10 protein-coding genes are annotated in these 9,538 nt (G+C 26.7%); 3 read left to right on the forward strand and 7 right to left on the reverse strand.

Features of this window, described 5'->3' with window-relative positions; genetic code table 11:
* Positions 1-19: 19 nt before the first annotated feature.
* The 5 genes from BN899_RS15615 to BN899_RS15635 form a co-directional block, all read right to left on the reverse strand.
* Positions 20-1,501 carry a PAS domain-containing sensor histidine kinase gene (locus tag BN899_RS15615; protein ID WP_052356886.1) on the reverse strand — a complete coding sequence of 494 codons (1,482 nt, stop codon included), beginning with the start codon at positions 1,499-1,501 and terminating at the stop codon, positions 20-22.
* 194 nt (positions 1,502-1,695) lie between these two features.
* Complete coding sequence (locus BN899_RS15620; protein ID WP_042277358.1) at positions 1,696-2,037, reverse strand: zinc ribbon domain-containing protein YjdM; 342 nt, start codon at positions 2,035-2,037, stop codon at positions 1,696-1,698.
* 204 nt (positions 2,038-2,241) lie between these two features.
* Positions 2,242-2,967, reverse strand: a complete 726-nt coding sequence (locus BN899_RS15625; protein WP_052356887.1) for an alpha/beta hydrolase — start codon at positions 2,965-2,967, stop codon at positions 2,242-2,244.
* A gap of 164 nt (positions 2,968-3,131) precedes the next feature.
* The gene (locus tag BN899_RS19945; RefSeq protein ID WP_042277360.1) at positions 3,132-3,731 is read right to left on the reverse strand and encodes a 3D domain-containing protein; all 600 of its coding nucleotides are present in this window, start codon (positions 3,729-3,731) and stop codon (positions 3,132-3,134) included.
* Positions 3,732-3,841: 110 nt separating this feature from the next.
* Positions 3,842-4,411 (reverse strand): hypothetical protein, encoded by a 570-nt coding sequence (locus BN899_RS15635; RefSeq protein WP_042277363.1) that lies wholly within the window; start codon positions 4,409-4,411, stop codon positions 3,842-3,844.
* A 401-nt stretch (positions 4,412-4,812) separates the two neighbouring features.
* On the opposite strand from BN899_RS15635, the gene BN899_RS15640 reads away from it, so the two are divergent.
* The 3 genes from BN899_RS15640 to BN899_RS15650 are packed head-to-tail and all read left to right on the forward strand — an operon-like array spanning position 4,813 to position 6,128.
* Positions 4,813-5,304: a DUF2975 domain-containing protein gene (locus tag BN899_RS15640; RefSeq protein WP_042277365.1), complete on the forward strand. Its 492-nt coding sequence runs from the start codon at positions 4,813-4,815 to the stop codon at positions 5,302-5,304.
* Positions 5,305-5,323: 19 nt separating this feature from the next.
* Complete coding sequence (locus BN899_RS15645; RefSeq protein ID WP_042277368.1) at positions 5,324-5,530, forward strand: helix-turn-helix domain-containing protein; 207 nt, start codon at positions 5,324-5,326, stop codon at positions 5,528-5,530.
* 43 nt (positions 5,531-5,573) lie between these two features.
* Entirely contained in the window at positions 5,574-6,128 is a 555-nt protein-coding gene (locus BN899_RS15650; protein ID WP_042277371.1) for a nucleotidyltransferase family protein, read from the forward strand.
* A 127-nt stretch (positions 6,129-6,255) separates the two neighbouring features.
* Here the strand turns inward: BN899_RS15650 and BN899_RS15655 are convergent, their stop codons facing one another.
* Together BN899_RS15655 and megL are read right to left on the reverse strand one after the other, a co-directional pair.
* A complete protein-coding gene (locus BN899_RS15655; protein WP_147568588.1) occupies positions 6,256-7,584 on the reverse strand; it encodes a Na+/H+ antiporter NhaC family protein in 1,329 nt (442 codons plus the stop codon).
* A gap of 126 nt (positions 7,585-7,710) precedes the next feature.
* Positions 7,711-8,904, reverse strand: coding sequence for a methionine gamma-lyase (megL, locus tag BN899_RS15660; protein WP_042277374.1), 1,194 nt, complete (start codon positions 8,902-8,904; stop codon positions 7,711-7,713).
* Positions 8,905-9,538 lie beyond the last annotated feature (634 nt).

Genomic DNA, 9,538 nt, shown 5'->3' on the forward strand with positions numbered 1-9,538 from the left:
TTTTTATATACTATATATATCAGAAAAATTCTATATTACATTTTTCTAATATATTAATTTCATTCTTTTTGTTGCTCACTTTATTAGGACAATAATCTATAGTCTTCGCTGGTAAAGTAATAACAAATTCAGTTCCTTTTCCTTCTTCACTTCTTACTCCTATTGTTCCACCTTGGATTTCTACTAGTTCTTTTACTATTGATAATCCAATTCCACTTCCTTCTTGCTTTCGAGTCAAACTTTTATCTATTTGTACAAATCGTTCAAAAATAGCACTTATTTTTTCTTTTGATATACCTATTCCGTTATCTTTTACATATATATACACATTATCTTCAGCCACATCTATATTGATTTCAATTTTTCCATCTTCGTGTGTATATTTTATAGCATTTGATATTAAATTTAATATAATTTTTTCAATCTTATCTGAATCACAACAAATAAACTTTTCTTCTTTATTAGTATCGAATATAATTGATATACCTTTACCTTCTACATAGCTTGCAACGGAGGTAACCACTTCTTCTACAATATAAACAATATCTTGGTTTTCCAAATTTACATCATAATAACCTGTATCAATTTGTGTTATATCAATTAAATTATCTACAAGCCTTAATAATCTATAAGAATTTTGCTTCATTGTATTCATATAGTAATTTAATTTATCTTCACCAATTTCATATATCATATCATTCTCATTATATTTAATTAGTAATTGAATAGTACCAAGGATTATATTCAAAGGAGTCTTAAACTCATGAGATATATTTGCAAAAAATTCATTTCTTAGATTTTCTATTTCTATTTCTTTTTCTTGAATTCTTCTCTTTGCCTCTATTTTTTTATCTCCCGTTATATCCTTTGCAACTCCAAATACATATTTTACATTTTCATTCTCATCTAATGCTGCAACTTTAAATACATAAAGCCACATTTCTGATTTATTAACTCTTAATAGTTCTTTATTTATAAAATAGCCTTTTTGCTTAATTAAGTTTTGATCTTCTTTATAAAGTTTTTCAGCTTCCTCCTTAACCCAAAAGTCTATATCCTTCTTCCCTATTATATAGTCTTTAGTTAAGCTAAATTTGTCTGCATATCCTTGATTTACATAGATATACTTTCCATCTAAATCTTTTATCCATACTAAAAGCGGTATCCCATCTAAAACTAATTCTAAATCTTCTATACTATACTGTTTAATGTTATTATCGTGTTCATGTAAAATAAAAATTTTAGCAGTTTTACATCTCCAATTTATGTCAAATATTTTAGTAGCAAAATTAATAATTTTACCTTTTTTATTATAGAAACTTAAAATTTCATTTTGATTTAATTTATTGTCTTCCCCCAGTAGTTTACTTATATTAAAATCTTTTAAATCTTCAATATTATACATTAATTTCTCTAATAATTTTTTATTACAAAACTGTATAATATTTTTTTCATCCACTATCAATACATTTTCATCCATATTATTAAATATTAATTCCATATCGAATATACCACTGCCCCCTTTTTTTACCATAATATAGTAGCATATTATGATATATTATTACAAATACCTATGATTATTTGACATAAAATTTAGATAAATAGTTATTATTTATTAGACTCTTAAAAATATAAAAGCCATATCACTTATTTGTGATACGGCTTTTATTTGATAAATATTAATATTAAAATAAACTATGCTTTTTTAACAACACTAGATTTTAATTTCATAGCTCCAAATCCATCGATTTTACACTCTATATCATGTCCATCAGCTGCATCAGGAACTAAACGTATACTTTTTACTTTTGTTCCTATCTTTATAGATGATGAACTACCTTTTACTTTAAGGTCTTTTATTACTGTTACAGCATCTCCATCATTTAATACATTTCCATTTGCATCTTTTATAACGTTTACTTCTTCATTTCCTGATTCTAAAGACCACTCATGAGAACATTCTGGACAAACTAAAAGGCTTCCATCTTCATAAGTGTATTCTGAATTACATTTTGGGCAATTTGGTAAATTTTCCATATTTTCTTTCCTCCATCTGCTATTTTTGACTATAATATATAAATTTTTTCGATTCCCTATTTACGATATGATACTAATATTAATTAGTATATTAAAGCTTATAAAGCAATATAGGGACTTTCTCATAGAATTATATAATATCATAATCTATTTACATTGACAAACCTTCATACTAGAGCTGATCAAAGTTTGTTATTTAACATATTATATCCATTTAATTCCTAGCACTAAATTTGGTAAAAAGTATTTTATACAGTGAGTTGTTGATTTATCTATTTTTATATAAACATTATCATTGCTACATTTCAATTTTAAAATTTCATAAGCTTTTAGATTATTATCTAACATATGAATATGATCATAGTATTTGCTTTTGCAATGATCCTCATCTTCTCCTATAGACATAAATATTTTTTTATCTTTTATGTTTATTTCACTTTCTTCTAAAAATTTTAATATATCTTTATACCAAAAAGAACCTGATACACATACAGCACTTCCAAAAATATCACTTTTAGTATATAAAGCATATACAGAAATTAATCCTCCTAATGATGCCCCTATTATACTCGTACTTTTTTTATCCTTTTTAGTTCTGTACTTACTATCAATTATCTTTTTTATATCATTACATAGAAAGTTTAAATATTTATCTCCATCACCTAAAAAATCAGGTGTTTTCTCACTTAATCCTTCGCTATACCAAGGTGTATATTCATTTAATCTATTTTTAGGAGGTATTAAAACTCCAATAAACTTTATATCGTCTTTTTCAAGTTCACAAAAAAATTCTTCTTTATGTTTTATAATTTCATCGCCATCTTGTATATATACTACAGGATAGTCTTTATTGCTTATATTATAATCTGTTGGAAGATAAATAAATACTTCTCTATCTTTTATAATTTCCTTTACTATAATTCCTTTCATAGATTAGTTCCCTTCAGTTTAAGTTATTAGTAATTTAGTATGTATCTTTATCTTTCCAATTTATTTTATATTTATTATCAAGTTATTCTTATATTATAAAAAAGCTATCTTAATATGAGCAATTGTCTGCTCTAGTTAAGATAGCCTTTAAAAATTATTTTATTTTAAGGTAATACGTGAATATCTATATTCTTCACGCCCCACTCATTACAATCTTTTTCTGTTGCCATAAATATATCTATTCTATTTCCTTTTATAGCACTTCCAGTGTCCTCAGCTACAAATACCTTGTCAAACTTAGGTATGTATACTTTTGTCCCATAAGGTATAACAGTTGGGTCAACTGCAATAGTTCCCCATTTTGGAACAGTTCCAGTAGATGTTATAGTATCTCCTGCATAAGCTGTAGCTTTTACATTAAGTTTTTTAGAGTTATCTAATGATACTGTTTCTTTTTCTTCATTATATGAAACATACTTAGAGTAAACATATCCTACTGAATCCTTATGACTAACTTTTGTCCATTTACCTTCAGTCCCTATTATATCTATACTCTCTGATTTATCTAAAGTGTAATTTACTTTACTTTCTGTACTTGGTCCTGTTCTAAAGTTTACATTAGTTGCGTTTATGTATCCATTTTTAGTACTTTGTATGTTTATAGATGTGTTTTCTGTATTTGATGGACTATCTGCGAATGCTTTTACATTTGGCATAAATAATAAAGCTATTGCCGTCGTGACCATTAAAAATTTCCTTTTCATATGTCAATACCTCCTAGGTTTACTTATTATGTCAATATTTTTTGGCCTAACCCCTTACCTAGGAAACATTATATCTTAAAAGTTACAAATTTGTTACCCTTTTGACAAAACTACTTCCATTTACTATTAATGTAATTATTTTCTTGTTTATATTTTTCCGTTATTTTTTCTAATTTTCCTTTTTCATTATTTATTACATCTGATGCTGTATCTATTTTATTTTTTAGTGACTTAATAACTGAATCAGCTTTAGTCAATTTGTCTTTTGCGCTATCTACCTTAGAATTTACTTTATTCATCGATTGTTCTGCTAAATTAGCACTACTATTTATTTTATTTTCAATATCTTTTACTTTATTTTTTTGTTCTTCACTTAATTCTTTTTTGTTTATTTTTTCTAATATTTCTTGAGCTTTATCGAATTTTTTTTCATCATAAGAACTACTTAATTCTTGTATATCTGAGTCTATATCTTGAGCTTTTTTAGAACTTTCAGATATCTTGTCTTTAATTTCATCAATACTTTCCTTTAATGAATCACTTGAATTCTCTTTATTAATACTTTCTACTTTTGTTTCTATATCGTCCTCTGCATTTCCCTTTTTTAAGTCTATATTACTGTATGCAAATACACCTATAGATAATATTGCTACACCAGCAACCACTTTCATCTTTTTCATTTATATCACTCCTTTAATCAATTTATTTATTCATATATCAGCTTTGCGCTCTATTTAACTAACTATAAAATACTATTACTTTTGATATTTTTCATCTAGAACAATTAATAATATAACTCTTAATATTATAAAATAGTATCGTCAATAAGGATACATTTTTTTGTTAGATTTCTAAATATTTTATTATAACTACTATTTAATATTAATACTCAAATGATACTTTTAATATTACTATACGTATATTTCATAAAAGTATTTTTATGTTTATTAATATTTTTTTATTGTTTATCAATAATTCATCGTTGATAAATTTTATATACAGTGATAATATATATCCTTAGGGGAGATGTTTAAGTTGGAAAAAATATTAAAAATAAAAAAATTATTAAAAGGAGTATGCTATGAGATTTGATAACAGAAAAATTTCTAAATCATTAATATTTATTTTAGATTTAATTTTTGTTTTTGGGCTAGTGGTTTCATTTAATATTTATTATGATATATTTAATGAAAATATAAAAATACTTTCTGAAAACAATATTCTTATAATGATTCTTATTTTAACTTTAGGTACACTATGTACTTTATTAATAATATTAGATTTAAGGAGAATATTAAAAACATTATTAGAAGAAAATCCTTTTATATTAAAAAATGTAAAGTTATTAAATAAAATTGCTATAGAGTGTTTTATAATAAGCGGGTGCTATGTAGTAAATATTCTTTTAAACTTAAAACAATATTCTTATAAGTTTTTAGATGTATCAAGTACTATAATACATACTGATACTGAACCTTTAATTTTCTTCTTAGCTGGGATTTTTATACTGGTCTTATCAGTAGTGTTTAAAGAAGCTATCAATTATAAAGAAGATAGTGATAATACAATTTAAAGAAATGGAATGATGGTACATGTCAATAGTAATAAATTTAGATGTGATGATGGCAAAGAGAAAAATTTCATTACAAGAACTAGCTGAAAAAGTTAATATAACTAATTCAAACCTTTCTATACTGAAAAACAGTAAAGCTAAAGCCATAAGGTTTTCTACATTAGAAGCTATATGTAGAGAGCTAGATTGTCAACCTGGAGATATATTAGAGTATAAGGATGTTTAAGTTTATAATATAAAATTAAACTCAATAATCATAGGAGGAATGTATGAATATAGATGTTCTAAAAAAAATTTCACATGGTCTTAATAAATTAAACTGTACTTGGGGTGTTGGAGGTTCTGTACTACTTAATCAATATAATTTAGTAGAAAAGCCAAAAGACATAGATATTTTAATAGATTCTTCAGATACTCATAAAATTAAATCTTTTATGAGTACTATAGGACAACCTATAAACTTACCTTCTAAGGCCCCATTTCTAACAAGAGATTTTTTTGGGTATAATGTTGATGGTGTAATTATAGAGTTTATGGGAGATTTTAAAATAGACTTAGGTAATAATAATATATACGAATTTATATTAGATAGGAAATCTATAGTTCACGATAAAACTATAGATAGCATAAATATAAAATTCACCACTTTAGAAGATTGGATTGTTGCCTATAGCGTTATGAATGATCCTAAAAATAGAATACCTTTGATTAAAAATTATTTTGAAAATCATGGTATAAGTTATAGACACCTATTAGAAAGAAATCTAAATCAAAACTTACGTATTGATACTCTAGAACTTATATCTAGCTTACTAAATATGTAATTATCTTAAATTTTAAATAAAGAGATTATCTAAAATTGTTATAGGTTTATAAAAAAATGGGATATCTTATTTTTAAGATATCCCATATATTATTAAATAATCAATTTTTATATACCTATATTATAAACTAATTTGCTTTTTTCTTTTTCTTTAGGAATGAAAAATCTACAGTTATTGACACAATCGCAAATATAAGTAAGAATATCGGATAGTGTAAATATTTTATTATTCCCACAGAAGAAACTCCTGCTATACCAACAGCTGTTAGTATTTGCGCTCCATATGGTATCATTCCTTGCCAGCATGATGCGAACATATCTAACATACTAGCTATTTTTCTTGGATCAAGGTTATACTTTTCTCCAATATCTTTAGCTAGAGGACCAGCTGTTATTATTGTTATTGTATTATTAGCAGTACATAAATCTATCACACTAGCAAGTAAAGCTATACCAAACTTAGCACCAGTTGCTGTTTTTATTTTGCTTGTTATAAAGTTTAGTATAAAGTCTATACCGCCATTATGTTTTATTAACCCGATTACCCCTCCGACGATTAAAACTAAGATACATAATTCTTGCATTCCAGCCATACCTTCTGATACAGCGCTTATGAATCCCCATATATCTATAGTATTTGTAAATATACCTATTGCTCCTGCAAATAAAACTCCCCCTGCAAGAAGAACAAAAACGTTTGCCCCTGCTAAAGCACCTACTAACACAGCTACATAAGGTACGACCTTTATTATTTCATAAGACCCTGCTTCAGCTGAAGTAGTTCCGTATCCTGATGACATTACAGCTATTATTACAAGACTTATTAATGCTGCTGGTAATACTACAAGGAAGTTCATTTTAACTTTGTCTTTTAATTCACAACCTTGAGTACTTGCTGCCGCTATAGTAGTATCAGATATCATAGATAAGTTATCTCCAACCATAGCTCCTCCAACTATTATTGCTACTAGTAATTCTAATGGCATTCCAGTTTTTTGAGAAATACCTAGAGCTATAGGTGTTAATGCAGAAATTGTTCCAACTGATGTTCCCATAGATGTAGATATAAAACATACTACTAAGAATAACCCTGGTACTAATAAATTTGGTGGTAAAACTGATAAGCTTAGGTTAACGGTAGAATCTACTCCACCCATTGCTTTAGCTACACTACCAAAAGCTCCTGCTAGTAAAAATATTACAAGCATTATTAATATATTACTATCTCCAGCACTTTTACAGAATATTTCCATTTTAGTGTCTAAAGATTCTTTAGGATTAATCATAAAAGCTACACCTGCTGCAATTACGAACGCTGTTAATGCAGGCATTTTATAAAAATCTCCTGTTATAATACCACTTCCTAAGAATAATACTAAAAACACTCCTATTGGAAGTAATGCAAGTGCACTACCTTTATTTTCCTTTTTGTCAATTTGATTGCTCACATTTTGCATACTTTTGATCCCCTCTTAATTAATTTAAGGTATAGCTAACAGAGAAGGTATTTATACATATCTCCTCTGTTAGATTTAAATATATTATTTATATCTTATTAAAGACTTTTAGCAATCTTTTATTTCTTATAATCTATCAAGACCTTGTTTTAAGTCTGCTATTATATCTTCTGCTTCTTCTAATCCAACTGATATTCTTATTAAACCTTCAGATATTCCAGCTTCAGCTCTTTCTTCTGGAGTATATGGAGAGTGAGTCATTGAAGCAGGATGTTGTATTAATGTTTCACAGTCACCTAAGCTAACTGCAAGAACACATAATTCTAAAGAGTTTAAGAATTTCTTACCAGCTTCTAATCCACCCTTAACTTCGAAAGCAATCATTCCTCCTGGAAGATCCATTTGCTTTTTAGCTAATTCATATTGTGGGAAACTTTCAAGTCCTGGATAGTTAACTTTTGTTACGTTTTCATGAGCTTCTAAGAATTTAGCTACTTCCATAGCATTCTTACAGTGTCTATCCATTCTTACTTGTAAAGTTTTCATACCTCTTATTATTAAATATGCATCAAGTGAACTTAATACAGCACCTGTCATATCTTTTATTCCAAATAATCTTACTTGATTTACGAAATCTAATTTACCAGCAACAAACCCTGCTATAACATCTCCATGTCCATTTAAGTATTTAGTTGCTGAGTGAACTACTACGTCTGCACCTAATTCTATTGGTCTTTGTATATATGGAGTACAGAAAGTATTATCAACCATTACCATACAACCCTCTACTTCATGAGCTATTTTAGATACAGCTTCTATATCTATTAATTTTAAGTCTGGATTTGCTGGAGTTTCTAAGTATACAACTTTAGTGTTTTCTTTCATAGCTGCTTTTACTTCATCTAAGTTTGTAGCATCAACAAAAGTAATTTCAACTCCGTATCTGCTTATACCATGATTAAACATTGCATATGTGCATCCATATAATGTTTTACTTGCAACTACATGATCTCCTGCTTTTAATATTGTCCATAAAGCTGAAGTTATTGCACCTATTCCTGAAGCTGTTGATACACAAGCTTCTGCTCCTTCAAGTAATGCAACCTTATCTTCTAATTGAGCATTAGTAGGATTTCCTAATCTAGAGTATATGTATCCACCCTCTTCTAATGCAAATCTTCTTCCACCTTGCTCTGCACTATCAAATACGAATGTTGATGTTTTATATATAGGTGTTGTTAAAGCTCCTGATACAGCATCCTTTTGATGTCCACCATGAATTGCTTTTGTAGCAAATTTTTTGTTTTGTAAGTTTTCCATTTTTTATTTCCCCCTTGAATTTTGATATTATGATTTTTAACTATAGTTCCATAAGGAACATCTTTCGTGTTGCAAAAAACATTTTTCTTCAAGCCCACAAGTAACGTTTTCCTCGTTCCGAAAAACCCTTTCCCTTGTGTATACAATCAATGTATCACCTTTTTGTTTTGTTGTAAATATACTATGAAATTTTTGTAAAATTTGAAATTTTCCACCTCAGTTTTTATCAAATTTTCTGATAATTAAATAAATTTTTAAATTTAAATAAAACTTTTTACTATAAAAATTATTTTTTATGTTCCAAATATTGTATTTTAGCCATTTGTATATTGTATCCTATTTTCTTAAAATCATCATTTTTTATGCTCTTATTTTCAACACGTCAAGTTTTTTTTAGTATTTTTTTTAGTGTTTTTGAATCATAAATTTTTATAAAAAAAATAAAGTAATTTATTAAATAAAATAATTTACTTTATTTTTTCGAACTTAATTTATGATAAATTTCTCCATCATATCTCTGAAAAAGATATTTTTTTATCTGATTTTTATAAAAACAACAAGAAAACATTTTCATCGAAGCCTAAATTTATACTTTTAAAACTATAAGCTTTTATAAAAAAAGAACTCTAATAAA

Origin of the sequence: Faecalimicrobium dakarense, assembly GCF_000499525.1 — a bacterium.
In the GTDB taxonomy this organism is placed as follows: Bacteria; Bacillota; Clostridia; order Peptostreptococcales; family Peptostreptococcaceae; genus Faecalimicrobium; species Faecalimicrobium dakarense.

Coding starts and splice junctions, on each gene's coding strand:
- BN899_RS15615 (WP_052356886.1), bottom strand. CDS start 1,501: ATGGAATTAATATTTAATAATATGGATGAAAATGTATTGATAGTGGAT.
- BN899_RS15620 (WP_042277358.1), bottom strand. CDS start 2,037: ATGGAAAATTTACCAAATTGCCCAAAATGTAATTCAGAATACACTTAT.
- BN899_RS15625 (WP_052356887.1), bottom strand. CDS start 2,967: ATGAAAGGAATTATAGTAAAGGAAATTATAAAAGATAGAGAAGTATTT.
- BN899_RS19945 (WP_042277360.1), bottom strand. CDS start 3,731: ATGAAAAGGAAATTTTTAATGGTCACGACGGCAATAGCTTTATTATTT.
- BN899_RS15635 (WP_042277363.1), bottom strand. CDS start 4,411: ATGAAAAAGATGAAAGTGGTTGCTGGTGTAGCAATATTATCTATAGGT.
- BN899_RS15640 (WP_042277365.1), top strand. CDS start 4,813: ATGAGATTTGATAACAGAAAAATTTCTAAATCATTAATATTTATTTTA.
- BN899_RS15645 (WP_042277368.1), top strand. CDS start 5,324: ATGTCAATAGTAATAAATTTAGATGTGATGATGGCAAAGAGAAAAATT.
- BN899_RS15650 (WP_042277371.1), top strand. CDS start 5,574: ATGAATATAGATGTTCTAAAAAAAATTTCACATGGTCTTAATAAATTA.
- BN899_RS15655 (WP_147568588.1), bottom strand. CDS start 7,584: ATGCAAAATGTGAGCAATCAAATTGACAAAAAGGAAAATAAAGGTAGT.
- megL (WP_042277374.1), bottom strand. CDS start 8,904: ATGGAAAACTTACAAAACAAAAAATTTGCTACAAAAGCAATTCATGGT.